Genomic DNA, 26465 nt, shown 5'->3' with positions numbered 1-26465 from the left:
GGGAGGGCTCGCCCTCCCCGCCGCCGGGAACCCCGACCGGTTCCCCTCGACGTGCGACGCTCCGGCGACCGCGTCCCGCTCCCGCCGTCACCGGCACACCCTCCCACCGACGAGAAGCCCGGGAACACCGCCCGGCACCCGACCCCCAGGAGTTCCCGTGGTCCTTCGCCCGTTCACCCGCCGTCGACTCCTGCAGACCGGCGCCGCCGGCACCGCGGCGGGGATCGTCTCGGCCTCCACCGCACCGGCCTGGGCCGGTTCCTCGAACTCCTCCCGGCGAGGGCGGGCCGACACCGTGCTCGTCAACGGCCAGATCCTCACGGTGGACCGGTGCGCGAGCGTCGCCTCGGCCCTGGCCGTGCGCGACGGCGTCGTCGTGGCGGTCGGCGACGACGCCGAGGTGCGCCGCTGGATCGGTCCCCGCACCGAGGTCGTCGACCTCGCCGGTCGCACCGCGATCCCCGGGATCAACGACTCCCACCTGCACCTCGTGCGCACCGGTCTCGCGATGCCCCCGCGCACCATCGACGTCGGCGGGGACGTCTCGGCCTCGATCGTCGCCGTCGCCGACGCGGTCCGGCAGGCCGCCGCGTCCGCCGCACCGGGGACCTGGATCCGCGGGAAGGGCTGGAACGAGGAACTCTTCGCCGAGCGCCGGACCCCGACCCGGGCCGACCTCGACGCGGCGGCACCGGACAACCCCGTCGTCCTGCTCGACTGGTCCAACCACCAGTCGTGGGTGAACTCCAAGGCTCTCGAGGTGGCCGGGGTGAGCGCGGCGACCCCGGTGCCCGCCGGCGGCGTCGTCGTCCTCGGGGCGGACGGGCGCCCCAGCGGGATCTTCCGGGAGACCGCGATGGCCCTCGTCAACGCACAGGTCCCGCCGTTCACCCGGGAGGAGCAGCAGGCCGCCATCGAGGAGGCCGCGGCCGACCTGCTGACCCTGGGCATCACCAGCGTCACCGAACCGGGCATCGGGGCGGTGGCGAGGTCGCTGTACGAGGAACTCGCCCGCTCGGGGCGGTTGCCGGTGCGCGTGACCGCGCTGCTGAGCCGCCCCGACGACACCTACCCGGTCGACGTCGAGCACGTGCGGGAGGTGCTCGCCACGGCCACCCCCGCCGGCGGCGTCGACCCGCGGCTGTTCGCGGTGCGCGGGGTGAAGCTCCGCGCGGACGGGGTGCCGATCAGCAGTCGCACGGCGTGGATGCGCGAGGAGTACGTCGGCGGCGGTCGCGGCAGCCTCGTGACCGTCGGCGAGGACGACGCGGCGAAGGTCGCCGAGCTGACGGCGATGGTGCGCCTGGTCCACGAGGCGGGGCTGCAGATCGGGACCCACGCCACCGGCGACGCGGCGATCGACGTCGTCGCCGCCGCCTACGCCGCCGTCCGGCGGGAACGACCGGGCCGCAACCCCCGCCACTACGTCATCCACGGCGACTTCAGCTGGCCCGAGACGTTGGCGGTCCTCGCCGGGGCCGGGTGCGCGGTGAACTTCAACCCCGCCATCCGCCGCCTCATCGCGGACAGCCAGCCGGCCGTGGTCGGTCCCGAGCGAGCCGCCCGCGAGACGCCGATGGCCTCCGCGCTGCGCAGCGGGGTGGTCGTCACCGCTGCCTCCGACTCGCCCAACGTGTCGACCGACTGGCGGGTCGGGATGCAGTCCGCGCTGACCCGGCAGGGGACCTCCGGGGCCGTCTCCGGTGCGGACGAGGCGATCGGGTTCCACGACGCGCTGCGCGCCTTCACCGCCGCCGGCGCGTGGCAGGACGGGGCGGATCGCTGGAAGGGCTCGCTGGAGCGCGGCAAGGTGGGCGACGTCTGCGTCCTGGGGGAGCGGATCCTCGACGACGACGGCGACCTCAGGCTGCCCGCCGGGGACTTCCCCTCGGTGCCCGTCGCGTACACCCTCGTCGGGGGGTCCGTCGTGCACGACGGGGAGTCGGGCGCGGGGACCGCCGCACCGGCCTCCTTCGTCGCCTCGCCCTCACCGGACGCGGTCTGCTCGCACTGCTGAGCGGGGCGCTGGGGACGGCTACCTGGGCCCGATCGAGTCCCGTCGCACGAGCTGGGCCGGCAACCGCACGGCCCGCGGCGGGTCGTCGCGGCCCCCGATGCGGGCCAGCAGCAGTTCGGCCACCTCGGTCCCCAGCGCCAGGAGCGGCTGGGCGATCATGGTCAGCGGCGGCGACCACAGCTCGGCCCAGGGGACGTCGTCGAACCCCACGAGCGAGACGTCGGCTCCCGGCCGCAGCCCCCGCCGGCCCAGCACCCGCAGGACGCCCAGCAGGGCGAAGTCGTCGGTCGTCAGCAGGGCGGTCGCCGGATCGGGCAGGTCGAGCATCCGGTCCGTGGCGTCCTGCGCGGCCTCGACCGTGGACTCGGTCAGCGCCACCAGGTCGGGGTCGAAGGGCACGCGGGCCGCGCGCAGCGCGTCGAGGTACCCGCGCACCCGGTCCGCGCCCGTCGAGACCGCCGAGTCCAGCGCGCTGAGCAACCGGCCGCGCTGCGCGGGGACCGGCTGCAGCGCCGGCCCCCAAACCAGGCCGACCCGGCGGTGCCCCGCCTCCAGCAGCGCGGCGGTGCCCGCCCGGGCCGCCGCGGCGTTGTCGATGGTCACCGAGTCCACCGCCAGCCCGTGGACCACGCGGTCCACCAGCACCAGGGGGACCTGGGCCGCCGCCTCGTGCAGGTGGGGGACCGGCGCGTCGGCTCCGGCGGCGGTGGCGACGACCAGCCCGTCCACGCTCTTCTCCAGGAGCACCTCGACCGCGTGCGCCTCGTCGTCCAGGTCCTCGTCGGTGTTCAGGACGACGGTGTCGAGGCCGGCGCGGCGCGCGGTGTCGGTGATGCCCCGCACCACCCCGGCGAAGAACGGGTTGGCGATGTCGGCGACCACGACCCCCAGCGTCCGCGACGAACCCAGGGACAGGTTGCGGGCCAGGGCGTTCGAGCGGTACCCCAGGGCCGCGGCGGCCTCCTCGACGCGCCGCCGCAACTCCGGGCTGACCGCGCCGTACCCGCCGAGGGCCCGGGCCGCCGACGCCCGGCCGACGCCGGCCGCGGCGGCCACGTCGGAGATCGTCGGTCGTCCACTGCTCGCCGGTCCCGAACCCACGGTGATCAGCTTAGGGGCCGGCTTCAGCCGTCGTGGACGACGTGGCCGTCCAGGACGGTCAGCGCGACCCGCGCCTGCCGCAGTTCGTCGGGGCCGCAGGCCGTCAGATCCCGGTCGAACACCGCCAGGTCCGCCCGCCGGCCCCGCTGCAGCGTTCCGGCGGTGCGCTCGGCCCCCGCGGCCCAGGCACCCCCGGTCGTCCACGCGCGCAGGACCGCGGCGACCGTCGCCGCCCCCGGGGGGTTCCAGCCGCCGTCCGGGCCGCCGTCGCGGAAGCGCCGGAACACCGCGGCGTGCAACGCCTCCGGCAGGCTGGGCCAGAAGAGCGGCAGGTCGGTCCCGGCGGCCACGGCGACCCCGGCCGCGGCCATGGCGGCGAAGTCGTTCAGCCCCCGGGCGCGGTCGCCGAGGACGCCGCTCACCGCGGCGAACTCGTCCTGGTCGGCGAACAGGTGCAGGAACTGGGGGTAGACCTCGAGCACCAGACCCGCCCGGGCGGCCCGGGCCAGGTCGTCGGGGTGGATGAAGCTCACGTCGGACAGCGAGTGCCGCCGGTCGTCGGGGAACTCGCGGCGGATCCCGGACAGGACGTCCACCGCCCAGCGGGCGGCGGCGTCCCCGTCGACGTTGAGGCCGACCGTGAAACCCGCCCCGGCGATCTCCTCGGCGGCCGCGCGCAGGCCCTCGTGGTCGACGGCGGCCAGCGACGGGCCGTCGGCGTACCCGTCGAGCATGTCGGCGGTGCGGTCCGGGAAGGTGCCGTCGACCATCAGCTTGAAACCGTGGAACTCCAGCCGGCCGGGGACGGCGGCCGCCGTGGCGGCCGCCGCGAAGGCGAGGTCGTGGGCGCGCCGGACCGGCTGGGAGGCCAGCCGCTGCCGCAGCCGCAGCCGGCCGCGTGCGACGAGGTCGCGCAGGACGGGCAGCGCCCCGGGGTGGTCGTCGAAGACGACGTCCTTGACGGAGACGACGCCGCGGGAGAGCAGTTCCCGCTCGGCGTGCGACCAGGCGCGTTCGACGAGGACCGGGTCGGTGGCGACGTCCGCGAACAGCGGGGCCAGCGCCTCGTTCGGCAGACCGCCCCGGGGCAGGTCGTACCGGGCGCGGGCCACCTCGTTCTGCCACGGGGCGGTGCGGTCGGCGTCCCACAGGACCACCGGGCGCGGCCCGAGCTGCTCGGTGAGGACCTCGGTGAGCTCGGCCGGGACCGGGCGGTCGCCCGGCCAGCCGGTGCCCACGACGGGGACGCCGGCGGGCCGGCCGGCCGCGGCGCGCGAGAGGGCGGCGGCCACGTCCCGCGCCTCGCCGGTGCCGGCGAGGTCGACGGTCACCTCCTCGAGCAGGGTGGCCGTCAGGAACGTGTGGTCGTCGTGCAGGCCCGCGCAGACGAGGCCGTCCCCGGCGTCGTGCAGCGTGGTCGCCCTGCCGCGCCAGGCCGTCGCGTCCGAGCCGTCCCCGTCGTGGCCCACGGCCGCCACCCGGCCGTCGCGGACGGCGACCCAGCCGGGCCGGGCGGTGTCGTCGAGGCCGGTGAAGACGGTGCCGCGCACCAGCAGGTCGGCCGTCCCCGCGGTGCTCACGTGAGCACCGGACCGGCGACGAAGAACGCGACGGCGGCCAGGGCCCAGGCGATGGCCTGGTAGGGCAGGTTGGTCACCCAGTGGCGGAACACCTCGACCTTGGTGGCGAACGTCGTCAGCAGCCCGATGTCGGAGGTGATGCAGGCCGTGGCGCCCCACAGCCCCGCCGAGATCAGCGCGGCGATGGTCAGCGGTTCGTCCGCCCCGATGCCCGTGGCCAGCGGGATGACGACCGGCAGGGCCAGCAGGTACAGGCTCCAGTTCAGCGTCACCAGGAACTCGGTGATGCCGAACAGCACGAAGATGAAGCCGGGCAGCAGTTGCGGGGGGACGTTGCCGGAGACCCCCGAGATGATGAACCCGGTGAAGCCCGTCTCGCCGAGGGCGGCGACGAAGACGAACGCCAGCGTCATGATGAGCGCCAGTTCGAGCATGTCCTTCATGCCGTCCACCACGGCCTGCAGGTACGAGCCGGGGGTGAAGGCGCGCTGCACGACCAGGGCGACCGCGGCCACCACGAGGGTGACCAGCAGCGCCTCCTGGATGGAGCCCAGCGCCAGGGTGAACCCGACGAGCACGGCCAGCAGGCCGAAGAAGTTGAGCAGGTGCGGGGTGCGGCCGCCGTCGGCGATCACGGTGGGCTCCTGCTCCGGTGCGTTCCCCGTGGGGGTCTCGCGCATCGCGCGGCGCATCCCGCCCAGCGGGGGCAGGACGCCGGACGCGGCGAGGAACCCGACCAGCAGGGCCGCGATCGGGTAGAACATGTACGGGATGAGCCCGGCGTACCCGGAGACCTGGTGGTCGGCGTCGACGTACCCGTTGACGACCAGGAGCCCGGCGACGAACACCGATCCCGTCGCGAGCGGGTTGAAGGCGCTGCCCGGGACGGCCCCGGTGCGCACCAGGTACGCGGTGAACAGGCGGGGGCGGCCGAGCCGCTCGTTGACCCCGGACATCGCTGCGCCGCTGGTGGAGACCGACAGGTACCCGTCCTGGGACAGCACCAGCGAGGCCAGCAGGGTCACCACCGACGCCGAGCGTCCCGACCGGGCCAGGCCGGAGGCCCACGTCCCGAACCGGCGGGACAGCCCCGACCGGTCCAGGACGCTGACCAGGGCCCCGATGCTCAGCAGGGTGACGATGAGCTGGAGGTTGTCCCTGGTCGTGAGCTGCGTGAAGAGCTGGTCGCCGAAGGCCGCCAGCAGGTTCCCGCGGTGGGCCAGGAAGACGGCCAGGACGCTGCCCCAGACGAACCCCTCGACGACGCGGCGGGTCGCCAGGACGAAGGCGAACAGCGCGGCGGGGGGCAGCAGGCTCCAGGCGCCGAACCTCCCCCCGGGGTCGGGGGCGAGCACGGCGACCAGGACGAACACGAGGGCCAGGGCCCCGTACACGGCGAGGTCGGCGCGGGAGCGGCGGCCGGTGCCGGCACCGTCGGCGGGGCGGGCTTCAGGGGTCACGGTGTCCATCAGTAGCTCCTCCCGTACCCGAAAGCTCCTTCGGTCAGCGTCTGCCGGCCGGAGAACTCCGCCGCGGTGCGCAACCCGTCGCGCACCACGGCGGAGGGCAGGTCGTTGCCGCGCTTCCAGCCCGAGCTGAGCGCGTGGACGGCGAAGGCGGCCAGGAAGGAGTCCCCGCAGCCCATCGTGTCGACCGGGTGGTCGGTCAGCACGGCTGCCTGCTCGTGGAGGGTCCGCCCGTCCCAGGCCACCGAGCCGGCGGCGCCGCGGGTTCCCAGGGCCAGTCGCGTCCCGGCCGCGACGGCGTCGCGCAGGGTCTGCACGAGGTCGTCCCCGCTGTCCTCCCCGCCGGAGAACAGGGCCAGGTCCAGCGAGGGGCACAGTTCCCGCAGGAACTCCGCGGTGCGGAACTCCGGTTCCTCGCTGAAGTCGAAGGACAGCAGCGGCCCGGCGGCGGCGAGCTTGTGCACCTCGCCGGCGGTCCCGCCGTAGACGCCGGAGTGGACGAGGTCGAACCCGGCGGCGTGGGCGATCTCCGCCTCGCCCAGCAGCAGCGGGTCGGCCGTGGTCACGCCACCGCCGTTCCAGCCCCGGAACACCCGGTCGCCGTCGACGACCTCGACCTCGGCCCAGCCGGTCTCGCCGGGCCGGGTGACGGACAGCGTGGTGTCGATCGACAGGTCGGCGAGCACCCGGCGGACGTGGGTGGCGAGGTCGTCGTCACCGAAGACGCCGAGGTAGGCCGCCTCCGCGCCGAGGGCGGCGGCGAAGACGGCGACGTTCACCGCGTTGCCGCCGGGGTAGTAGGTGCGGCGGTCGACGAACTTGTCGACGAAGTTGTCGCCGTAACCGAGGATGCGCATCATCGAGCTCCTTCCCGTCCTGCGCGGAGGCTCAGTACTCGACGACGCGGTAGTAGCGACGCAGGTCCAGCGAGTGCTCGCGGACCCGTTCGAGGTGCTTGCTCTGCCGGGTGCACATGACGCCGGAGACGATGGGGGACAGCAGTTCCCGGAACTCGGGGCTGATCCCGGGCAGTTCGTGGGAGGCGGTGTCCAGGACGGTGACGTCCTTGCAGTACTGGTCGGCGAACTTCAGGACGCGGTCCATCAGCGGTCGGGTCCGGTCCTCGCCGAACAGCAGGATCAGGCTGGTGTCGGGTTCGATGAGCTCCAGGGAGCCGTGGAAGAACTCCGCGCCGTGGACGCGGGTGGTGGTCAGCCACTGCATCTCCTCCAGGACGCACATCGAGTAGTTGTAGGTCTGGCCCCACAGGTTCCCGGCCCCGACCAGCATGTGGTAGGTGGTGTCGCGGTGGCTCTCGGCGAACTCGGCCGCGCGGGCGTCCTCGTCGGCGTTGACGGCCAGCAGCAGGTCGGGCATGGCCTGCAGTTCGGCGGCGAGCCGGTCCCAGTCGTCGAACTCGCCGCGGCGGGCGAGCAGGCCGGTGACCAGGAGCAGGAGCTGGAGGTTGATGGACTCGGCCGCGGTGGCGTTGTCGGCCGCGTTGACCAGGACGTGGTCGCTGAGCTCGGCCAGCGGGGTGCCGGCCTCGCCGGTCAGCCCGATGACGGTGACGCCGCGTTCACGGCAGTATCGCGCGGCCGCGACCGTCTCGGAGGTGGTGCCCGACAGGGAGGAGAACACGGCCACCGACCGGGAGCCGAGCAGCGGACTGCCGACCAGCTGCAGCTCGGCGCCGATGGCCGCCCGCACGGGCAGCGTCGAGCGCTGCTGCACCAGCAGCTCCCACGGCAGCATGGTGCCGTAGGAGCCGCCGGACCCGATGAGCCAGAGGTTGTCGTAGCCGGCGTCCTGGACGGCGGCGGTGATCTGCGCGATCTGCGGCGCGAGGTCCACGGCGCCCTGGACGACGGGGCGGTAGGTGGTCGGGTCGATACCCAGCACGTTCGTGTCTCCTGTCGGTCGGCCCGGCGGCAGCGCCGGGCGAGACCGGTATCAAAACACGGGTTGAGACCGGTATCAAGCGTTTCGCCCGCTCAACCACCCCGTCGCCGCTCAGGGCTCCAGCTGGCCGGCCCGGGCGGGCGCCGGCCGAACCGCCAGTGCAGAGTGCTCGGCGAGGGCGGCGGCCCAGGGCGGGGAGGACGTGGATCCGGTGCGGCCGGCTGGGATCGCCACGTTCGTCGTCGACGGGTACGCACCGACGGTGCGTCCGGCCGGCGCCGGCGGGTTGTGCGTGGGGGTCCTGGGCTACCTCGGCAGTCCCGTCGTGGCCGGGACCCTGCTGGGCATCGCGGCCGCGGGTTCCTCCGGGACCCTCGTCCAGTCCGCGGCCTGCGCGGACCTGGCCGAGGCGCACGGGGAGAACTCCGCCCGGGCGCTGAGCGAGGGGTCGGCGGTCTCGCAGGCGGCCGGGATCGTCGCCCCGCTCGCGGTGGGGGCGGCCGGGACGACCGTCCTGGGGTGGCGGGCAGGACTCGCAGTGGTCGTCGCGCTGACGGTGGCGGTGGCGGTCGCCGCCGCCTCGCGGCACCGGGGTCGGCCCGCCCCTCCCGGCCCACCGGCGACGTCTCCGCCACGGGGGCGAGCCCCCTTCCCCCGTCGGTTCCGGGGGGTCTGGGGAGGTTTCGTCGTCGTGCTCGGCATCGAGTTCTGCATGGCGCTGTGGGCTCCCGTCGTCCTCGCGGACCGGGCGGACGTCCCCGGGGCCTGGGCGAGCGCGAGCCCGGCCTGCATGCTCGCCGGCATCCTGGTCGGCCGCGTCGCCGTCGGGAGGCTGAGCGGTGAGCACCCCGTGGACGCGTTGCTGCTGGCCTCGATCGCCGTGAGCGCGCTGGGGTTCGCCGTCTTCTGGACCGCCCCGGTCGCCTGGGTCGCGTTCGCCTCGCCGGCGCGGCTGGGCCTCGGCGTCGCCGGGCAGTTCCCGTTGTCACCGGCCCGGCTCACCGCGGCCTCCGGCGGGCGCACCGACGACGCCTCGGCCTGGGGCGCGAGGGCCCTCGGCATCGCGATCGCCGGGGCCCGTTCCTGCTGGGCGTCCTCGGGGACCTCGTCGGGGTGCGGACCGGGATGCTGCTCGTCCCGGCGCTGTGCGGGGTCTCGGCGGTGCTGGTGCTGCTCACGCGGCCCCGTCGTGCCGGGCGGCGCCGGCCGTGACCGGCGGCCCGTCGCCCCGGGCCCACCACCGAGGGGCGGGCCGCGGGCGGTGGAGCTGCGGGCGGGAGGCCGGGAACCGCGCCGACCCGGCCGCGGAGCTCGACCGGGCGACGCGCGTGCTGTTCCAGGGCCCGGTCCTCACCGGTGCGCGCAGCCCTCGCCGGGGTCCCCGGTGCGGACGTGGTCGTGCGGGGTCAGGACCCGGTGAAGCGGGGCGCGCGCTTGGCCTGGAACGCGGCGAAACCTTCCACGTAGTCGGCGCTGGACCCCGCGGCGCGCTGGGCGTCCGCCTCCGCGGCCAGGACGTCGGGCAGGCCCAGCGACTCGTCGCGCTGGCGCGCCAGCAGCCGCTTGCTGGCCGTGAAGGCCAGGGTCGGGCCGTCGGCGAGGGTCCGCGCGAGCGCGTCGGCCTCGGCCAGCGCCCGCCCGGGCGCCGTCGTGGTGGTCACCAGGCCCCACTGGTGCGCCTGCGTCCCGGTCAGCAGCCGACCGGTGTAGACGAGTTCCAGCGTGCGGGGGCGCCCGATGCGCTCGGCCAGGAGCAGGTGGGCGCCGGAGTCGAGCACGGCGCCCAGCCGCGCGAACGGGGAACCGAACCTGGCGTCCTCGGCCGCGACCACGAGGTCGCAGGCCAGCGCCAGGCCCAGCCCCACGCCCAGGGCCGGGCCCTCCACGGCGGCCACGGTGGGCACCGGCAGGTCGGCCAGGCGCTGGACGAGGGGGTTGAACACGTCGGCCAGGACCCGGCCGGGGTCCTCGGCGGTCGGGTCCACCCCGGTGATGTCGCGGCCGGCGCAGAACGCCGTCCCCTCCCCGGTGACCACCGCGGCCCGCACCCGCCCGCGCGCGACGGCCGACTCCAGCTGTCCCAGCGCGCCGGACAGGTCCGCGGCCGCGGCGGGGTCGAGCGCGTTGCGCTTGTGCGGGCGGGAGACCACCAGGTGCGCGAGCGCGCCGTCGACGTCGAGGCGGACGGCGCCGGTCACCTCGGTCACCTCGGTCACACCTCCGCCCTCGGGCGGCGCAGGTCCACGATGCGGCGCATCTTGCCCACGGAGCGCTCGATGCCGTCGGGGTCGACGACCTCGACCTTCACGGTGATGCCGATGTTGTTCTTGATGAGCTTGCCCAGCAGCCGGCCGGCGTCCTGGGCGGTGGCGTCCGGGCACTCCTCGCGCCGTTCGACGCGCACGATCATCTCGTCCATCCGCCCGGGGCGGACCAGGACGCACTGGAAGTGCGGGGACAGCTCGGGGGTCCGCAGGATGAGTTCCTCGATCTGGGTCGGGAACACGTTCACCCCGCGCAGGATCATCATGTCGTCGGTGCGGCCGGTGATCTTCTCGATGCGCCGCATGCCGCGGGCGGTGCCGGGCAGCAGGCGGGTGAGGTCGCGGGTGCGGTAGCGCACCACCGGCAGGGCTTCCTTGGTGAGGGTGGTGAACACCAGTTCGCCGTACTCCCCGTCGGGCAGCACGGCGCCGCTGAGGGGGTCGATGACCTCGGGGTAGAAGTGGTCCTCCCACACGTGCAGCCCGTCCTTGGTCTCCACGCACTCGCTCGCCACACCGGGGCCCATGACCTCGGACAGGCCGTAGATGTCCACGGCGTGCATGTCCAGGCTCTCCTCGACCTCGCGGCGCATCTCGTCGGTCCAGGGTTCGGCACCGAAGATCCCGACCTTCAGGGAGGTCGAGCGGGGGTCGACCCCCTGGCGGCGCATCTCGTCGATGATGGCGAGCATGTAGGTCGGCGTCACCATGATCACGTCGGGCCGGAAGTCCTGGATGAGCCGGACCTGGCGCTCGGTCTGCCCGCCGGAGACGGGGATGACGGTGCAGCCCAGCGCCTCCGCGCCGTAGTGCGCGCCGAGGCCGCCGGTGAACAGCCCGTACCCGTACGCCACGTGGACCTTGTGCCCGCGCCGCCCCCCGGCGGCGCGGATCGAGCGGGCCACGACCTGGGCCCAGTTCTCGACGTCCTTGGCCGTGTAGCCGACGACGGTGGGCTGCCCGGTGGTCCCCGACGAGGCGTGCACGCGCGAGACCTGGTCCTGGGGGACGGCCAACATGCCGAACGGGTAGTTGTCGCGCAGGTCCTGCTTCATGGTGAAGGGGAACTTCGACAGGTCCGACAGTTCCTGCAGGTCCTTGGGGTGGACGCCGTGGTCGTCGAACGCCTTGCGGTAGTGGGCGACGTTGTCGTAGGCGTGCTGGAGGGACCACTGCATCCGCTGCAGCTGCAGGGCCTGCAGTTCGTCGCGCGAGGCGGTTTCGACGGGTTCGAGGTCGCCGGGGCGGGGGCTGAGGTCTTCCACGGTGTGCTCCTGGTCGGCGGTGACGGGGTGGCGGGTGGTCGGGGTTCTTCAGACGGCGTCGACGAGCACGGAGATGCCCTGCCCGACGCCGATGCACATGGTGGCGACGCCGTGGCGGCCACCGCGGCGGCGCAGTTCCAGCGCGGTGGTGAGGACCAGGCGGGCGCCGCTGACGCCGAGGGGGTGCCCCAGCGCGATGGCCCCGCCGTGGGGGTTCACGTGCTCGGCGTCGTCGGGGAGCCCGAGGCGGCGCAGCACCGCCAGGGACTGCGCGGCGAAGGCCTCGTTGAGCTCGAGCAGGTCGATCTCGCCGATGGACAGGCCCGTGCGCTTGAGCAGCTTCTCGGTCGCCGGGGCCGGGCCCAGCCCCATGACGCGGGGTTCGACCCCGACGGTGGCCGCGCCGCCGATGCGGGCCAGGGGGGTCAGGCCGTAGCGGCGCACCGCCTCCTCCGAGGCCAGCAGCAGGGCGGCGGCCCCGTCGTTGACGCCCGAGGAGTTCCCCGCGGTGACGGTGCCGTCGGGGCGGAACGCGGGCTTGAGACGAGTCAGGGCCTCCAGGGAGGTCTCGCGGGGGTGCTCGTCCTCGGTGACGACGGTGTCGCCGCCGCGTCCGGGGACGGTGACGGGCGTGATCTCCTCGGCCAGCACGGCCCGGGAGGCGGCGACGCGCTGCTGGGACCGCAGCGCGAAGGCGTCCTGGTCGGCGCGGCTGATGCCGTCGAGCTCGGCGACGTTCTCCGCGGTCTCGCCCATGGAGTCGGTGCCGTACACCGCTTCCAGCGCGGGGTTCACGAAGCGCCAGCCGATCGTGGTGTCGTGCATCTGCGCCGACCGGGAGAAGGCCTTGTCGGCCTTGCCGAGCACGAACGGGGCCCGGCTCATGCTCTCGGTGCCCCCGGCGATCACGAGGTCCGCCTCGCCGGCCACGATCGAGCGCGCCGCGATGGCGACGGCGTCGGCGCCGGACCCGCAGAGCCGGTTGACCGTGGTCCCCGAGACGGTCCGGGGGTACCCGGCCAGCAGGACGGCCATGCGGGCCACGTCGCGGTTGTCCTCCCCGGCCTGGTTGGCGCAGCCGAGCACCACGTCGTCGACCGCTTCGAGGTCGACGCCGGGGTTGCGGGCGGCCAGGGCGCGCAGCGCGTGGGCGGCCAGGTCGTCGGGGCGCACGCCGGCCAGCGCGCCGCCGTAGCGGCCGATGGGGGTGCGGGTGCCGTCGATGAGGTAGGCGGTGGTCATCTCGTCTCGTTCCTGGTGCGGGGGAGGGTCAGGGCAGGGGCGGCGCGGACGGCCCGAGCGCGCGGGAGCGTCCGCGGAACTCGGCCACGACGCGGTCCCCGCGCAGGACGCTGACGTCGTAGATCCCGCTGCGCCCGCGCAGGGCGCGTTCGGTGGCGACGGCCTCCAGGACGTCGCCGGCGCCGGTGGGCTCGAGGAAGGCGATGTCGCACCCGGCGGCGACCGTGGCCCGGCCGCGGGAGTTGCAGGCGTAGGCGAAGGCGGTGTCGGCCAGGACGAAGACGTAGCCGCCGTGGGTGGTCCGCAGCCCGTTGGTCATGGTGGGCCGCACCTGCATGCGCACCCGGGACGTGCCCGGGCCCACTTCGAGCAGGTCGATGCCGAGGTCGCGGGCGACGGCGTCGTCGGCGCGCAGCGCCGTGACGCTGCGCTCGGCGAGCTGCTGGTCTCGCTCCCTCGCGGGGTCCGCGCTCGGGTCCGCGCTCGGGTCGCCGCCTGCGGCGGGGCGGGTCGGGGTGTCGTGCTGCGTCACGGTGGCCTCCTCGTCCTCGTGGTGCACCGACCGAACGTTCAGTACAGCGGGGAGCGGGTCCGCCGTCAATGCCGGACGCGCACGACCGCTGCGCCGCACGTGCACGCGGGCGCGTCCGCGGCGGCCGCGGCGTGCCAGGATCGCCGGCATGACCACGACTCCCGCGCCCCGCCGCGCCCAGCGCTACGACGTCGCCTCCCTGCTCGACGTGGCCGTGCGGGTGTTCACCGAACGCGGGTACGACGGGACCAGCATGGAGGACCTCGCCCGGGCCGCCGGGGTCTCCAAGTCGTCGATCTACCACCACGTCGACGGCAAGGAGCACCTGCTGCGGCTGGCCCTGGAGCGGGCCCTGGACCCGCTGTTCGCGGTGCTCACCGAACCCGGGGCGACCTCCGGGGCCAGCCGGGACCGGCTCGAGCACGTCCTGCGCCGCGAGGTCGAGGTCCTCGTGGCCGAGCTGCCGTACGTGACGCTGCTGCTGCGGGTGCGGGGCAACACCGCGACCGAGCAGTGGGCGCTGGCCCGGCGGCGCGACTTCGACGCCGAGGTCGTCGCCCTGGTGCGCGCCGCGGCGGCCGAGGGGGCGCTGCGCGCCGACGTGGACCCCGCGCTGGCCACCCGGCTCGTCTTCGGGATGATCAACTCCGTCGTCGAGTGGTACCGCCCCGAGGGGCCGCGCGACCCGCGCTCGCGCAGCGGTGTGCGCCCCGACGCCAGCCGGCTGGCCGACGGCGTCCTCACCCTCGTCCTGGACGGCCTGCGCGCCCGCTGACCCCTCGCGCGCCGGTGCCCGGCGCGGTGGGACGGCTTGACGGGACCGCCGGGCCGGGCCACGATGTGACCGAATGTTCGGTCGGTTTCGAGGAGGATCCCGTGCCCACCCAGGACGAGTCGCAAGCCCGGTTCGAGGCCACGATCGCCGCGGACGAGCGCATCGAGCCGCGCGACTGGATGCCGGAGGCCTACCGCAGGACCCTGGTGCGCCAGATCGCCCAGCACGCGCACTCGGAGATCATCGGCATGCAGCCCGAGGGCAACTGGATCACCCGGGCCCCCAGCCTGCGCCGCAAGCAGATCCTGCTGGCCAAGGTCCAGGACGAGGCCGGCCACGGCCTGTACCTGTACTCCGCCGCCGAGACCCTCGGGGTGGACCGGGCCGAACTGCTGGACCTGCTGCACGCGGGGAAGCAGAAGTACTCCTCGATCTTCAACTACCCGACGCTCACCTGGGCCGACATGGGGGCCATCGGCTGGCTGGTCGACGGTGCCGCCATCGTGAACCAGGTGCCGATCACCCGCTGCTCCTACGGGCCCTACGCCCGGGCGATGACGCGCATCTGCAAGGAGGAGTCCTTCCACCAGCGGCAGGGTTTCGAGATCCTGCACCACCTCTCGCACGGCACCCCCGAGCAGCACGCGATGGCGCAGGACGCCGTGGACCGCTGGTGGTGGCCCTCGATCATGATGTTCGGCCCGCCGGACGACGCCTCGCCGAACAGCGAGCGCTCGATGGCCTGGCGCATCAAGCGCTTCTCCAACGACGAGCTGCGCCAGCGCTTCATCGACATGGCCGTCCCGCAGGCCGAGGCCCTCGGCCTCACCCTGCCCGACCCCGACCTGCGCTTCGACGAGGAGAGCGGCCACTACCGCTTCGGACCGATCGACTGGGACGAGTTCCACGAGGTCATCCGCGGCAACGGCCCGTGCAACGCCCAGCGCGTCGAGCACCGCGTCCGCGCCCACGAGGACGGCGCCTGGGTGCGTGAGGCCGCCACGGCGTACGCCGACAAGGCCGCTGCCCGCGCCGAGCGGTCGGCGGTGGCGGCGTGAGCGGCGCGCAGGACCCGGTCGCCTCCTCCGCCCGGGCCGAGGGCGGTCACGGAGCCGTTCCCGTGCAAGGGGTTCCCGCCGGGTCGCCGACGCCCACCCCCGCCTCGCGGCGGGACTGGCCGCTGTGGGAGGTGTTCGTGCGCGGCCGCCGCGGGCTGGCCCACAGCCACGTCGGCAGCCTGCACGCCCCCGACGCCACGATGGCGCTGCGCAACGCCCGCGACCTGTACACCCGCCGTCAGGAGGGGGTCTCGCTCTGGGTCGTGCCGGCGGCGGCCATCACCGCCTCCAGCCCCGACGAGCGCGACCCGTTCTTCGACCCGGCGGCCGACAAGGCCTACCGCCACCCGACCTTCTACGACGTCCCGGCGGGGGTGGAACACCTGTGACCACCACCACCACGGCGGCGGAGGACGTCCGCGAGGCCACCGTCCGCTACCTGCTGCGCCTGGCCGACGACGCCCTCGTGCTCGGGCAGCGCCTGGGCGCCCAGCTCACCCGCGCCCCGCAGCTGGAGGAGGACGTGGCGCTGTCCAACATCGCCCTCGACCTGCTCGGGCAGGCCCGGCCGCTGCTGAGCCGGGCGGCCGAGCTGGAGGGCGCCGGCCGCGACGAGGACGCGCTGGCCTTCGGCCGCGACGAGCGCGACTTCCTGAACTGCCAGCTCGTCGAGCAACCCGACGGCGACTTCGCCGAGACCATCGTGCGGCAGCTGTTCTTCTCGCTGTTCCAGTTCCGGCTGTACGAGGGGCTCACCGGCAGTTCCGACGAGGTGATCGCCGGGGTCGCGGCCAAGGGGGTCAAGGAGATCGCCTACCACCGCGACCACGCCGTCCAGTGGACGCTGCGGCTGGGGGACGGGACCCCCGAGAGCCACCGGCGGGCGCAGGCCGCGCTGCAGCGGTTGTGGCCGTTCACCGGGGAGCTGTTCGAGGTCGACGACACCGTCCGCACGCTCGTGAGCGCCGGCGTCGCCGTCGATCCCGCTGCGCTGCGGGCCGGGTGGGACGCCGAGCTCGACGCCGTGCTGGCCGAGGCCACCCTGGAGCGGCCCACCAGTGCGCGGGTCGCGACCGGCGGCCGGCGCGGGGTGCACACCGAGACGTTCGGGTTCCTGCTGGCCGAGATGCAGCACCTGTGGAGGTCCCACCCGGGAGCGACCTGGTGAACGCCACCGGGACCGCCCTCGACCCCGCCGAGCTCGAGCGCGCCCGCTCGGTGGCCGCGCAGGTCCCCGACCCCGAGGTGCCGGTGCTCAGCATCGACGACCTGGGCATCCTGCGCGACGTCACCGCCCGCGACGGCGCGGTGCACGTCACGATCACCCCGACCTACTCCGGTTGCCCCGCGGTGCAGACCATCCGCGACGACGTCGTGCAGCGCCTGCACGAAGCGGGTTTCCCCGACGTCGTCGTCCGCACGACCCTGACCCCGGCCTGGACGACGGACTGGATGAGCGAGGACGGCAAGCGGAAGCTGCGCGAGTACGGGATCGCGCCTCCGCAGCGCACCCCGGGGGCACCGGTCCCGCTGACGCTGTCCCTGCGCTGCCCGCACTGCGGGTCGCCGCGCACCCGAGAACTCAGCCGGTTCGGTTCCACGGCCTGCAAGTCGCTGTGGGTGTGCGGCGACTGCCGCGAACCGTTCGACCACTTCAAGGACCACTGAGGTCCACCCGATCCCCTCGACCCGACGGAGCCGTCGATGACGACCACGCACGACGAGACCAGCACCCCCGGTGCGGCCGTCACCAGCCCACCCGCCCGCCGGGCCCGGGCCGGTTTCCACCCGTTGCGGGTCAGCCGGCTGGAACGGCTGACCGACGAGGCGGTGGCGATCTCCTTCGAGGTCCCCGAGGACCTGCGCGCCGAGTTCGAGTTCACCCCCGGCCAGCACCTCACCCTGCGCCGCACCATCGACGGCGAGGAGGCCCGGCGCAGCTACTCCATCTGCGCCCCCGCCGGGCAGGGCCGCTTGCGCGTCGCCGTCAAGCGCATCGACGGCGGCACCTTCAGCGAGTGGGCCACCTCCGCGCTCGCCGAGGGCGACGTCCTGGACGTCATGCCGCCCGCCGGCCGGTTCGGCGTCGAGTTCACCCCCGGCCGGGTCCGCCACTGCACCGCCATCGCCGCCGGCAGCGGCATCACCCCGGTGATCTCGCTCCTGGAGACCGGGCTGCTCACCGAACCGGACAGCCGTTTCACCCTCGTCTACGGCAACCGGACCTCCGCCTCGGTGATGTTCCTCGAGGAGCTCGCCGACCTGAAGAACCGCTGGCCGGACCGGTTGCAGCTGATCCACGTGCTCTCCCGCGAGGCCCAGGACGCGCCGCTGCTGTCCGGCCGCATCGACGCCGGCAAGCTCCGGCTCCTGCTCACCGAGGTCCTCGAACCCGGGGACGTGCAGGAGTGGTTCCTGTGCGGGCCCGCCGAGATGGTCGAGGGCTGCCGGGCGGCGCTGCGCGAGGCCGGGGTCCCCGACTCCGCCGTGCACCACGAGCTGTTCCACGTCGCCGGTGCCGGCCCCACCCCGCGCCGCCCGCGCCGGGAGGGGGAGGACCGCGGCCGGCTCAGCACCGTCGTCGCCGTCCTGGACGGGCGCAGCACGACCATCCAGGTGCCCGCCGACGACGAACCGGTCCTCGACGCGGTCCTGCGCGAGCGTGCCGACGCGCCGTTCGCCTGCAAGGGCGGCGTGTGCGGCACCTGCCGGGCCCTGGTCGTGGAGGGGGAGGTGCGCATGGACCACGACTACGCCCTGGAACCGGCCGAGAAGGCCGCCGGGTACGTGCTGACCTGCCAGGCGCACCCGCTGTCCGAGCGCGTCGTCGTGGACTTCGACCGGTGACCGGCGCCCCGCCGGCGTCCTCCACGGACGGCCGGACCCCGACCGCGCTGGTCGTCGAGGAGCTCGACGACCGCGTCGTCGCCACGGTGCACGGCCCCGCCACCCGCAACGCCATCGACGCCGAGCTCGTCGACGCCCTCCACGAGCTGTGCGGACGGCTCGAGCGCGAACCGAGACCCCTCCTGCTGGCCGGCGGGGACGGGGTGTTCGCCTCCGGCGCCGACATCCGGCAGCTGCGCGACCGCCGCCGCGACGACGCCCTGCGGGGCATCAACTCCGGCGTCTTCGACCGCGTCGCGAAGCTGCCGCTGCCCACCGTCGCCGCGGTCGACGGCCACGCCCTCGGCGGCGGGGCCGAACTCGCCTACGCCTGCGACTTCCGCATCGCCACGGCCCGCACCCGGTTCGGCAACCCCGAGGCCGGGCTGGGGATCCTCGCCGCGGCCGGGGCCAGCTGGCGCCTGCGGGACCTGGTGGGGGAACCGCTGGCCAAGGAGGTGCTGCTGGCCGGCCGCGTGCTGGACGCGCAGGAGTGCCTGGCCGCGCACCTGGTCACCGAGGTCGTGGAGGTCGCCGACCTGCTGCCCGCCGCGCACCGGCTGCTGGACCGGGTGCTGCGCAACGGCGTCCTGGCGCTGCGCCTGACGAAGCTCGCGCTGCGGATGCCGCCGGGCGCCCACCCGGCCTTCGACGACGTCGCGCAGGCGGTCCTGTTCGAGACCGAGGAGAAGCACGCACGCATGACGGCGTTCCTGGAGCGCCGCGGGAAGCGGGAGGACGCATGAGCACGACCACGAGCACGACCACGAGCACGACCGGTCCGGCCCTCGCGGCGGAGGGTCTGCCCGACGTCACCGGGGTGCTGGGCGGCGGTCGCATGGGGTCCGGCATCGCCCACGCCCTGCTGCTGGCCGGGACGCGGGTGCTGGTCGCGGAGTCCTCCGCCGAGCGCGCCGACCTCGCCCGGGCCGCGGTGGAGAAGGCGGTGCGGGCCAGCGCCGAACGGGGCGCCGACCTCGACGTCGACGCCGTCCTGGCCCGCTTGGAGGTCGGGATCGGCCCGGGCTCCCTGCGGCCGGCCGGTCTGGTCGTCGAGGCCGTCCCGGAGGACCCCGCGCTCAAGGCCGACGTCCTGGCCGGTCTGGACGCCGCGCTGGGACCGGGGGCGGTGCTGGCCTCGAACACGTCGTCCCTGAGCATCGGCGAGCTGTCCACCGTCCTGTCGGCCGACCGCCCGTTCCTGGGGCTGCACTTCTTCAACCCGGTGCCCGCCTCGACGCTCGTGGAGGTCGTCGTGGGGCCCGGCACCCCGCCCGGGCTCGTCGACCGGGCCCGGGGGTGGGTGGAGCAGATGGGCAAGACCGCGGTGGTGGTGCGCGACTCCCCGGGTTTCGCCAGCAGCCGCCTGGGGGTCGCGCTGGGCCTGGAGGCGGTGCGCATGGTCGCCGAGGGCGTGGCCTCGCCCGAGGACATCGACGCGGCGATGACGCTGGGCTACAAGCACCCGGTGGGGCCGTTGCGGTTGACCGACATCGTCGGCCTCGACGTCCGGCTCGGCATCGCCGAGCACCTCGAGCGCACCCTGGGGCCGCGCTTCGCCCCGCCGGAGCTGCTGCGCGAGAAGGTGTCCCGCGGGGAACTGGGGCGCAAGAGCGGCCAGGGGTTCTACACCTGGTGATCCCAGCGGCGACCCCGGCGGCGACCCCGGCGGGGCGGGTTCACGGCCGGGGCGCGTGCTGCTGCCGGTACTCGCTGGGGGAGACCCCGTAGGCCGAGCGGAAGGACCGGGCGAAGGCCGCCGGGTTGCTCAGGCCCCACCGGGCGCCCACCTCGCTGACGGCGAGGTGGGGCAGGTCGGGGTCGAGCAGGTCGCGGCGGCAGCGGTCCAGCCGCCGTTCCCGCAGCCACCCCGAGACGGTCCTGCCCTCCTCCTCGAACAGCTTCTGCAGGTACCGCAGCGAGACGTGGTGGGCCGCGGCGATCCCGGGGACGGTCAGCTCCGGGTCGTCCAGCCGGGCGTCGATGAAGGTCAGGATCCGCAGGAACAGGGCGTGGCGGTGGGTCTCGACCGGGACCACCGGCGCGCAGTCGAGCTGCTCGGACACCGTCGCGGCCAGCAGGTCCAGGACCGCGTCGGACAGCACCGCGCTGCCGTGCAGGGCGTCGTCGGCCAGCTGCTGGGCCAGCGCCCCCAGGAACGGGCGCATCGCCGCCCCGACGCCGCGCCGGCCGGAGACCCGCCGCGCGGTGATCTGCGACAACCCGCCCCCCGGCACGCGCAGCAGGTCCCGGGGGAACATCACCACGAGCATCTCGAAGGGCCCCTCGAAGGCGAGCTGGTAGGGCCGCGAGGTGTCGTAGAGGGCCAGGTCGCCGGGGGTGAGGGCCGCTTCCCGCCCGTCCTGCTCCACGACGCAGCACCCGGCGACCTGCACGCCGAGCTTGAGGTACCCGGGGTCCTGCCGGGAGATCTGCGAGGCGGTCCGGCGCACCAGGGCCGCGCTGCCGGCGACCGAGCTGAGCTGGACGGTCCCCAGGGAGGCCGACCGCAGACCCCCGGACCAGCCCAGGGTCAGGGAACCCCCCGGCTCGTCCAGCGTGGTCAGCGGGCTGCTGGACAGCGGCACGAAGGCGTTCGAGACGACCTGCTGCCAGGCGTCGAAGTCGGCCTGCACCACCTGCAGGGTCTGACCGCCCACGTCCGTCCCCTCTCGTCGGGCTCCCTCGCCGCACCCAGGGTAGGCGAGCGCGGACGCGCACGGCCCCGCGGGCGGTTGACCGCGGCGGGTCGTCCGGATACGGTCACAAAACCGAACGTTCGGTCAGTAGATGGAACCTCGAGGAGGGTCACCGATGACTGCCACCGCGATCCGCGACGTCGCCACCGTCGAGAGCTTCATCGCCGGGCGCTGGGTCGCGCCCTCGGGAGCGACCACGGCCCTGCTGGACGCCGCGACCTCCGCGCCCGTCGCCCACATCGCCACCGGAACCCCCGACGCGGCCGCCGCCGCCGAGCACGCCCGCACCGTCGGCGGCCCCGCGCTGCGCTCGCTGTCGTTCCACGAGCGCGCCCTGATCCTCAAGCAGCTGGCCCAGCACCTGAACGGGCTGAAGGACGGCTTCTACGACTCCTCCGCGCGCACCGGCGCCACCCGGCGCGACTCCCTCGTCGACGTCGACGGCGGCATCGGGGTCCTGTTCACCTACGGGTCCAAGGGCCGCCGGGAACTGCCCGCCGGCAACGTCTACCTCGACGGCCCCACCGAGGCGCTCGGCCGCGGCGGGCAGTTCGTCGGCCAGCACGTGTACACCGCCCGGCGCGGGGTGGCGCTGCAGATCAACGCCTTCAACTTCCCCGTCTGGGGGATGCTGGAGAAGTTCGCCCCCGCCTTCCTCGCCGGGGTGCCGACCATCGCCAAACCCGCCAGCCAGACCGCCTACGTCGCCGAGGCCGTCGTCCGCGAGGCCCTGGCCAGCGGCCTGCTGCCCGAGGGCAGCCTGCAACTGCTCGCCGGCAGCGCCCGCGGCGTCCTCGACGTCCTCGGCGACCAGGACCTCGTCGCGTTCACCGGCTCGGCCGACACGGCGAACTCCCTGCGCTCGCACCGCTCCGTCCTGGGCGGGGGAGTGCGCTTCACCTCCGAGGCCGACTCGCTGAACTTCTCCCTGCTGGGACCGGACGCGGTCCCGGGAACCCCCGAGTTCGACCTGTTCGTCCGTCAGCTGGTGACCGAGATGACCAGCAAGGCCGGGCAGAAGTGCACCGCGATCCGGCGCGCCCTCGTCCCCGACCACCTCGTGGACGACGTCGTCGCGGCCGTGCGGGCCCGCGTCGAGGACAAGGTGCGCGTCGGGCACCCGCAGGCCGAGGGCGTCACCATGGGCGCCCTGGTCAGCCTCGCCCAGCGCGAGGAGGTGCGCGCCCGCGTCGCCGAGCTCCAGCGCGCCGCGCGCCTCGTGGTCGGCGACCCCACCCGCGTCGAGACCCTCGGCGCCGACGCCGAACGGGGCGCCTTCATGGCCCCGCTGCTGCTGCTGGCGCAGGACACCGGCCGCGGCGAGGTGCACGACGTGGAGGCCTTCGGGCCGGTCAGCACCGTCGTGCCCTACCGCAGCACCGCCGAGGCGGTCGAACTGGCCGCCCGCGGCCGCGGCAGCCTCGTGGGGTCCGTCGTCTCCAACGACCCCGACGTCGTGCGCGACGTCGTGCTCGGCGTGGCCCCCTGGCACGGGCGCGTCCTCGTCCTGGACCGGGACTCGGCGAAGGAGTCCACCGGGCACGGCTCGCCGCTGCCGCACCTCACCCACGGCGGCCCCGGCCGGGCCGGTGACGGCGAGGAGCTCGGCGGCATCCGCGGCGTCCTGCACCACATGCAGCGCACCGCGTTGCAGGGTTCACCGCGCGCGCTGTCGGCGGTGACCGGGACCTGGGTCCCCGGAGCCCCCCGCACCACCCCGTCGACCCACGCGTTCCAGCTGTCGCTGGCCGAGCTCCGGGTCGGTCACACCGTCGAGGCCGGGCCCCGCGAGATCACCCTGGCCGACATCGACCACTTCGCGGAGTTCTCCGGCGACCGGTTCTACGCCCACACCGACGAGGTGGCGGCCGCGGCCAACCCGTTCTTCGAGGGCCGCGTCGCCCACGGGTACTTCCTGGTGTCGCTGGCGGCGGGCCTGTTCGTCGAACCGCAGCCCGGACCGGTGCTGGCCAACTACGGCCTGGAGGACCTGCGCTTCCTCGCCCCCGTCTACCCCGGCGACTCCGTGCGGGTCGAACTCACCGCCAAGTCCATCGCCCCCCGGGTCGACGCCGACTACGGCGAGGTCCGCTGGGACGCGCGCCTGTACAACCAGGACGAGACCCTGGTGGCCACCTACGACGTGCTCACCCTGGTCGCCAAGGAACGCTGACCCGGCCGGTCCGCCGGTCCGGCGCCCCGGGTGGCGGACCGGCGGACCGCACCCCCTCAGGAGCCGGTCTCGTCCCTGAGGTAGCACGTCATGCGGGCCGAGCACACCGCACGGCCCTCCTCGTCGTTGACCGCCACGGCGTAGGTGGCCATCGTCCGCCCGCGGTGCAGCGGGGTGGCGACCGCGGTGACGTGCCCGTCGCGCGCGCTGCGGTGGTGGGTCACGTTGAGCTCCACCCCCACGGCGGTCCGCCCGGGACCGGCGTGGAGGACCGCCGCCCAGGAACCGACCGCCTCGGCCAGCGCGGCGGACGCCCCGCCGTGGAGCAGGCCGTAGGACTGGGTGTTCGTCGCCACCGGCATCCGGGCGACCAGCCGGGAGGCGGAGGCCTCCAGGACCTCCACGCCCAGCTTGCGGTCCAGGTCCCCGGGGGACAGGTCGGCGCGGGCGGCGGTCAGCGGGTTCCGGTCCACCTCGGCAACCTAGCGCGACGGTCCGCCGGGGACGCCCGGGGAACGTCGGCCGACGTGGCCGTGGGCCCCGTGAGAGGCTGACCGGACCATGCCCAAGCTCGTCGACCACGCCGAACGCCGCGACCGCATCATCCGCGCAGCCTGGCGCCTCATCGCCGATCGCGGCATCGACGCCGCCACCATGCGGGAGATCGCCCGCGAGGCGGGGTTCGCCAACGGGGCGCTCACCCACTACTTCGACGACAAGGAGTCGTTGCTGCGGGCTGCGTACGAGTACGTCTACGCGGCGACGAACGAGCGGGTGGAACGGGCCGTCGCCGGCCTGCGCGGCGTACCGGCCCTGCGGGCCTTCTGCCGCGAGGTCCTGCCCCTGGACGACCTGACGGTCGAGGAGGCCCGGACGGTCCTGGTGGTGTGGAGCCGCATCGTCGTCGACGACGTGCTCGCGCAGGTGCACGCGGACTTCATGCGCGCCTGGTACGACGCCATCCGTGGCTGGCTGGCGCAGGGCCGTGCCCTGGGCGAGGTCCGCAGCAGCAGCCCCGACGCCGTCCTGGCCGGCCAGCTGCTCAACCAGCTGATGGGCGCGCAGGTCCTCGTCGTGGCCTCCGACGTCGCCGGTCCCGCCACCCAGGAGGCCCTGCTCGAGGACTGGATCGAGCGCCTGACCCGGCCCTGACGGACCCGGGAACCGACCTGCCCCCCGATCCGCCGCCGGGCGGGATCAACCCACCACCGCGGAGGGGCGGCGGGGGACCACGTGGGCGGCCGACGTCGAACGCCCCCGATCGTGATCGCGAAACTCACCCGTAACGAACCCTTCTCACGAGGGAAACCCAGGGAGTACATTTCCTTCTACAGTCGGAGACTCAAAGAGGAGGTTCCATGACCACGTACCCCAGCGAGTCCGTCGCCTCGACCGCCACCGGTCGCCACCCGTTGTCCTCGCTGACCGCCGAGGAGATCACCACCACGCGCGAGGTGCTGGCCGGCGCAGACCTGCTCCACGACGGGACGCGTTTCGTGTACGTCGGCCTCGAAGAACCGGCGAAGGCCGAGTTGCGCGCCGCCCAGGGCGGTGGCCCGGCCCCCGTGCGCCGGGCGCGCGTGCTGCTGCACGACGTCACCGTCGTCGCCGGCCGAGTCGTGGTCGTCGACCTCGACGCCCGTGCGGTGGAGGAGGTCACCGAACTGGACGCCGCGGCCGACGGTCAGCTGCCGATCCTGGACGAGGAGTTCGAGCTCGTCGAGCAGTTGCTCGCCACCGACGAGCGCTGGCTGGCGGCGCTGGCCGCCCGCGACCTCGACGTCGCCGACGTGCGCGTCGCCCCGCTGTCGGCGGGGGTGTTCGAGTACGAGGACGAGGTCGGCAAGCGCATCCTGCGCGGGCTGGCGTTCCGCCAGGACCACCCCGCCGACCACGCCTGGGCGCACCCGATCGACGGTCTGGTCGGCTACGTCGACGTCATCGCCCGCGAGGTCACCCAGGTCCTCGACCTCGGCGCCGTCCCCGTCCCCGAGGGATCGGGCAACTACGACGACCCCGCCGTGCGGGGGGAGTACCGCACCAGCCAGAAACCCATCTCCATCACCCAGCCCGAGGGGCCCAGCTTCACCCTCGACGGCGACCTGCTGCGGTGGGAGAACTTCTCCGTCCGCGTGGGCTTCGACGCCCGTGAGGGTCTGGTGCTGAACCAGATCTCGTTCTTCGACCGCGACCAGGGCCGCGACCGCCCCATCGTCCACCGCGCCTCCATCGCCGAGATGGTCGTCCCCTACGCCGACCCCTCCCCGGTCCGGTCCTGGCAGAACTACTTCGACACCGGTGAGTACCTGGTGGGCCGGTACGCCAACGCCCTGGAACTGGGCTGCGACTGCGTCGGGGAGATCACCTACCTCGACGCCGTCGTCGCCGACGAGTTCGGCCACCCGCGCGTCCTGCCCAACGCGGTGTGCATCCACGAGGAGGACTACGGGATCCTCTTCAAGCACACCGACCTGTGGGCCGGGAAGTCCAGCGTCCGCCGTCAGCGCCGCCTGGTCGTCTCCTTCTTCACCACGGTGGGGAACTACGACTACGGGTTCTACTGGTACCTCTACCTCGACGGCACCATCGAGTTCGAGGCCAAGGCGACCGGCATCGTGTTCACCTCCGCCTACCCCGGGGCCCGTGAGGACGGTTCGCCGCACCCGTACGCCTCGGAGATCGCGCCCGGTCTGGGCGCGCCGTACCACCAGCACCTGTTCTCGGCCCGGCTGGACATGGCCGTGGACGGGGACGCGAACTCGGTGGAGGAGATCGACGTCCAGCGCCTCCCGATGGGTCCGGACAACCCGCGCGGCAACGCCTTCACCACCCGCGTCACCCCGCTGCGCACCGAGCTGCAGGCCCGCCGCAAGGCCGACCCGGCCGCCGCGCGCGTGTGGCACGTCTCCAACCCGGGCCGCCTCAACGCGCTGGGCCGCCCGGTGGCGTACGCGCTGTTCCCCGAGGGGCAGCCCACGCTGCTGGCCGCCGACGACTCCTCCATCGCCCGGCGCGCGGGGTTCGCCACCGAGCACCTGTGGGTCACCGCCTACGACCCGGCCGAGCGGTACTCCGCCGGCGACTTCGTCAACCAGCACCACGGGGGTGCGGGCCTGCCGGAGTACGTGGCCGACGACCACGGCGTCGAGGACACCGACCTGGTGGTCTGGCACACGTTCGGGCTGACCCACGTGCCCCGCCCGGAGGACTGGCCGATCATGCCGGTCGACTACACCGGGTTCAAGCTCAAGCCGGTGGGTTTCTTCGACCGCAACCCCACCCTCGACGTGCCGCCCACCTCCGGCGGGCACTGCTCCGGCCCGGCCACCGGCTCCTGCCACGGAGACGGTTCCCGTGGCTGAGGCGGTCGCGCCGGTCGGTGCGCGGGGGGAGCAGCGGGCTGGTGGGTTGCGCGGTTCCATCGGGGTTCCCGGGATCGTGTTCCTCGTCGTGGCCTCCGCGGCGCCGTTGACCGCGATCGGTGGGGCGTTGCCGGTGATGCTGG

The 26465-nt window shown here is 74.3% G+C and carries 24 protein-coding genes and 1 pseudogene; 14 read left to right on the top strand and 11 right to left on the bottom strand.

Annotated elements, in window-relative coordinates:
* Positions 1-157: 157 nt before the first annotated feature.
* A complete protein-coding gene (locus ACRYRX_RS21265; RefSeq protein WP_432515144.1) occupies positions 158-2017 on the top strand; it encodes an amidohydrolase in 1860 nt (619 codons plus the stop codon).
* Between the two features lie 18 nt (positions 2018-2035).
* Here ACRYRX_RS21265 and ACRYRX_RS21260 read toward each other — a convergent pair whose 3' ends face one another.
* The 5 genes from ACRYRX_RS21260 to ACRYRX_RS21240 are packed head-to-tail and all read right to left on the bottom strand — an operon-like array spanning position 2036 to position 8066.
* The gene (locus ACRYRX_RS21260; protein WP_432515143.1) at positions 2036-3118 is read right to left on the bottom strand and encodes a LacI family DNA-binding transcriptional regulator; all 1083 of its coding nucleotides are present in this window, start codon (positions 3116-3118) and stop codon (positions 2036-2038) included.
* A 23-nt stretch (positions 3119-3141) separates the two neighbouring features.
* Positions 3142-4698, bottom strand: a complete 1557-nt coding sequence (locus ACRYRX_RS21255; protein ID WP_432515142.1) for an amidohydrolase family protein — start codon at positions 4696-4698, stop codon at positions 3142-3144.
* The gene (locus ACRYRX_RS21250; RefSeq protein ID WP_432515141.1) at positions 4695-6167 is read right to left on the bottom strand and encodes a Na+/H+ antiporter NhaC family protein; all 1473 of its coding nucleotides are present in this window, start codon (positions 6165-6167) and stop codon (positions 4695-4697) included. The genes ACRYRX_RS21255 and ACRYRX_RS21250 overlap by 4 nt, the downstream gene beginning before the upstream one ends.
* A complete protein-coding gene (locus ACRYRX_RS21245) occupies positions 6167-7021 on the bottom strand; it encodes a PfkB family carbohydrate kinase (RefSeq protein ID WP_432515140.1) in 855 nt (284 codons plus the stop codon). Before ACRYRX_RS21245 ends, ACRYRX_RS21250 begins: the two co-directional genes overlap by 1 nt.
* A 31-nt stretch (positions 7022-7052) precedes the next feature.
* Positions 7053-8066 (bottom strand): SIS domain-containing protein, encoded by a 1014-nt coding sequence (locus ACRYRX_RS21240; RefSeq protein ID WP_432515139.1) that lies wholly within the window; start codon positions 8064-8066, stop codon positions 7053-7055.
* Between the two features lie 211 nt (positions 8067-8277).
* Between ACRYRX_RS21240 and ACRYRX_RS21235 the strand changes: the two genes are divergently transcribed.
* On the top strand, positions 8278-9486 hold the full coding sequence (locus tag ACRYRX_RS21235; RefSeq protein WP_432515138.1) for an MFS transporter: 1209 nt from the start codon (positions 8278-8280) through the stop codon (positions 9484-9486).
* Here ACRYRX_RS21235 and ACRYRX_RS21230 read toward each other — a convergent pair.
* From ACRYRX_RS21230 to paaI, 4 genes are read right to left on the bottom strand one after another with little or no spacing between them, the layout of a single operon-like run.
* Entirely contained in the window at positions 9473-10273 is an 801-nt protein-coding gene (locus ACRYRX_RS21230) for an enoyl-CoA hydratase/isomerase family protein (protein ID WP_432515137.1), read from the bottom strand. The two genes, ACRYRX_RS21235 and ACRYRX_RS21230, sit on opposite strands and share 14 nt — an antisense overlap.
* 5 nt (positions 10274-10278) lie before the next feature.
* Positions 10279-11595 carry a phenylacetate--CoA ligase PaaK gene (paaK, locus tag ACRYRX_RS21225; protein ID WP_432515136.1) on the bottom strand — a complete coding sequence of 439 codons (1317 nt, stop codon included), beginning with the start codon at positions 11593-11595 and terminating at the stop codon, positions 10279-10281.
* A gap of 48 nt (positions 11596-11643) precedes the next feature.
* Positions 11644-12837 (bottom strand): 3-oxoadipyl-CoA thiolase, encoded by a 1194-nt coding sequence (gene pcaF, locus ACRYRX_RS21220; RefSeq protein ID WP_432515135.1) that lies wholly within the window; start codon positions 12835-12837, stop codon positions 11644-11646.
* Positions 12838-12865: 28 nt separating this feature from the next.
* Positions 12866-13396 (bottom strand): hydroxyphenylacetyl-CoA thioesterase PaaI, encoded by a 531-nt coding sequence (paaI, locus tag ACRYRX_RS21215; protein WP_432515134.1) that lies wholly within the window; start codon positions 13394-13396, stop codon positions 12866-12868.
* A 121-nt stretch (positions 13397-13517) separates the two neighbouring features.
* Here paaI and ACRYRX_RS21210 point away from each other — a divergent pair, with 121 nt between their 5' ends.
* The 8 genes from ACRYRX_RS21210 to ACRYRX_RS21175 all read left to right on the top strand — a co-directional run bounded on the left by ACRYRX_RS21210 (position 13518) and on the right by ACRYRX_RS21175 (position 19727).
* On the top strand, positions 13518-14144 hold the full coding sequence (locus tag ACRYRX_RS21210; RefSeq protein ID WP_432515133.1) for a TetR/AcrR family transcriptional regulator: 627 nt from the start codon (positions 13518-13520) through the stop codon (positions 14142-14144).
* A 101-nt stretch (positions 14145-14245) separates the two neighbouring features.
* Positions 14246-15202: a 1,2-phenylacetyl-CoA epoxidase subunit PaaA gene (paaA, locus tag ACRYRX_RS21205; RefSeq protein ID WP_432515132.1), complete on the top strand. Its 957-nt coding sequence runs from the start codon at positions 14246-14248 to the stop codon at positions 15200-15202.
* Between the two features lie 62 nt (positions 15203-15264).
* The gene (gene paaB, locus ACRYRX_RS21200; RefSeq protein ID WP_432515146.1) at positions 15265-15591 is read left to right on the top strand and encodes a 1,2-phenylacetyl-CoA epoxidase subunit PaaB; all 327 of its coding nucleotides are present in this window, start codon (positions 15265-15267) and stop codon (positions 15589-15591) included.
* Positions 15588-16370 (top strand): 1,2-phenylacetyl-CoA epoxidase subunit PaaC, encoded by a 783-nt coding sequence (gene paaC / locus ACRYRX_RS21195; RefSeq protein WP_432515131.1) that lies wholly within the window; start codon positions 15588-15590, stop codon positions 16368-16370. Before paaB ends, paaC begins: the two co-directional genes overlap by 4 nt.
* A complete protein-coding gene (paaD, locus tag ACRYRX_RS21190; protein WP_432515145.1) occupies positions 16364-16870 on the top strand; it encodes a 1,2-phenylacetyl-CoA epoxidase subunit PaaD in 507 nt (168 codons plus the stop codon). Before paaC ends, paaD begins: the two co-directional genes overlap by 7 nt.
* 36 nt (positions 16871-16906) lie before the next feature.
* Positions 16907-18049 carry a 1,2-phenylacetyl-CoA epoxidase subunit PaaE gene (gene paaE, locus ACRYRX_RS21185; RefSeq protein WP_432515130.1) on the top strand — a complete coding sequence of 381 codons (1143 nt, stop codon included), beginning with the start codon at positions 16907-16909 and terminating at the stop codon, positions 18047-18049.
* A complete protein-coding gene (locus tag ACRYRX_RS21180; protein WP_432515129.1) occupies positions 18046-18834 on the top strand; it encodes an enoyl-CoA hydratase/isomerase family protein in 789 nt (262 codons plus the stop codon). Before paaE ends, ACRYRX_RS21180 begins: the two co-directional genes overlap by 4 nt.
* Positions 18831-19727, top strand: coding sequence for a 3-hydroxyacyl-CoA dehydrogenase family protein (locus tag ACRYRX_RS21175; protein ID WP_432515127.1), 897 nt, complete (start codon positions 18831-18833; stop codon positions 19725-19727). The genes ACRYRX_RS21180 and ACRYRX_RS21175 overlap by 4 nt, the downstream gene beginning before the upstream one ends.
* Positions 19728-19767: 40 nt before the next feature.
* Here the strand turns inward: ACRYRX_RS21175 and ACRYRX_RS21170 are convergent, their stop codons facing one another.
* A complete protein-coding gene (locus ACRYRX_RS21170; protein WP_432515126.1) occupies positions 19768-20748 on the bottom strand; it encodes an AraC-like ligand-binding domain-containing protein in 981 nt (326 codons plus the stop codon).
* Between the two features lie 154 nt (positions 20749-20902).
* On the opposite strand from ACRYRX_RS21170, the gene paaZ reads away from it, so the two are divergent.
* The gene (gene paaZ / locus ACRYRX_RS21165) at positions 20903-22960 is read left to right on the top strand and encodes a phenylacetic acid degradation bifunctional protein PaaZ (protein ID WP_432515125.1); all 2058 of its coding nucleotides are present in this window, start codon (positions 20903-20905) and stop codon (positions 22958-22960) included.
* Positions 22961-23016: 56 nt separating this feature from the next.
* On the opposite strand, the gene ACRYRX_RS21160 is transcribed toward paaZ, so the two are convergent.
* Positions 23017-23433 (bottom strand): PaaI family thioesterase, encoded by a 417-nt coding sequence (locus tag ACRYRX_RS21160; RefSeq protein WP_432515124.1) that lies wholly within the window; start codon positions 23431-23433, stop codon positions 23017-23019.
* Between the two features lie 88 nt (positions 23434-23521).
* Between ACRYRX_RS21160 and ACRYRX_RS21155 the strand changes: the two genes are divergently transcribed.
* The 3 genes and pseudogenes from ACRYRX_RS21155 to ACRYRX_RS21145 all read left to right on the top strand — a co-directional run.
* Complete coding sequence (locus ACRYRX_RS21155; protein WP_432515123.1) at positions 23522-24112, top strand: TetR/AcrR family transcriptional regulator; 591 nt, start codon at positions 23522-23524, stop codon at positions 24110-24112.
* A gap of 206 nt (positions 24113-24318) precedes the next feature.
* Positions 24319-26322 (top strand): primary-amine oxidase, encoded by a 2004-nt coding sequence (locus ACRYRX_RS21150; RefSeq protein ID WP_432515122.1) that lies wholly within the window; start codon positions 24319-24321, stop codon positions 26320-26322.
* Positions 26315-26465: pseudogene (locus ACRYRX_RS21145) on the top strand (amino acid transporter); the annotation flags it as partial. The gene ACRYRX_RS21150 and the pseudogene ACRYRX_RS21145, both read left to right, overlap by 8 nt.

This window comes from Kineococcus lubricus, from assembly GCF_050871965.1.
GTDB lineage: Bacteria > Actinomycetota > Actinomycetes > Actinomycetales > Kineococcaceae > Kineococcus.
The sequence above is the reverse complement of the archived record's forward strand: the minus strand, read 5'-3'. Positions and strand labels throughout refer to the sequence as shown.

Bases quoted from the DNA above. Each gene is read 5' to 3' on its own strand.
- ACRYRX_RS21250 (WP_432515141.1), bottom strand. From the start codon at position 6,167: ATGGACACCGTGACCCCTGAAGCCCGCCCCGCCGACGGTGCCGGCACC.
- ACRYRX_RS21245 (WP_432515140.1), bottom strand. From the start codon at position 7,021: ATGCGCATCCTCGGTTACGGCGACAACTTCGTCGACAAGTTCGTCGAC.
- pcaF (WP_432515135.1), bottom strand. From the start codon at position 12,837: ATGACCACCGCCTACCTCATCGACGGCACCCGCACCCCCATCGGCCGC.
- ACRYRX_RS21210 (WP_432515133.1), top strand. From the start codon at position 13,518: ATGACCACGACTCCCGCGCCCCGCCGCGCCCAGCGCTACGACGTCGCC.
- paaE (WP_432515130.1), top strand. From the start codon at position 16,907: ATGACGACCACGCACGACGAGACCAGCACCCCCGGTGCGGCCGTCACC.
- ACRYRX_RS21175 (WP_432515127.1), top strand. From the start codon at position 18,831: ATGAGCACGACCACGAGCACGACCACGAGCACGACCGGTCCGGCCCTC.
- paaZ (WP_432515125.1), top strand. From the start codon at position 20,903: ATGACTGCCACCGCGATCCGCGACGTCGCCACCGTCGAGAGCTTCATC.
- ACRYRX_RS21155 (WP_432515123.1), top strand. From the start codon at position 23,522: ATGCCCAAGCTCGTCGACCACGCCGAACGCCGCGACCGCATCATCCGC.
- ACRYRX_RS21150 (WP_432515122.1), top strand. From the start codon at position 24,319: ATGACCACGTACCCCAGCGAGTCCGTCGCCTCGACCGCCACCGGTCGC.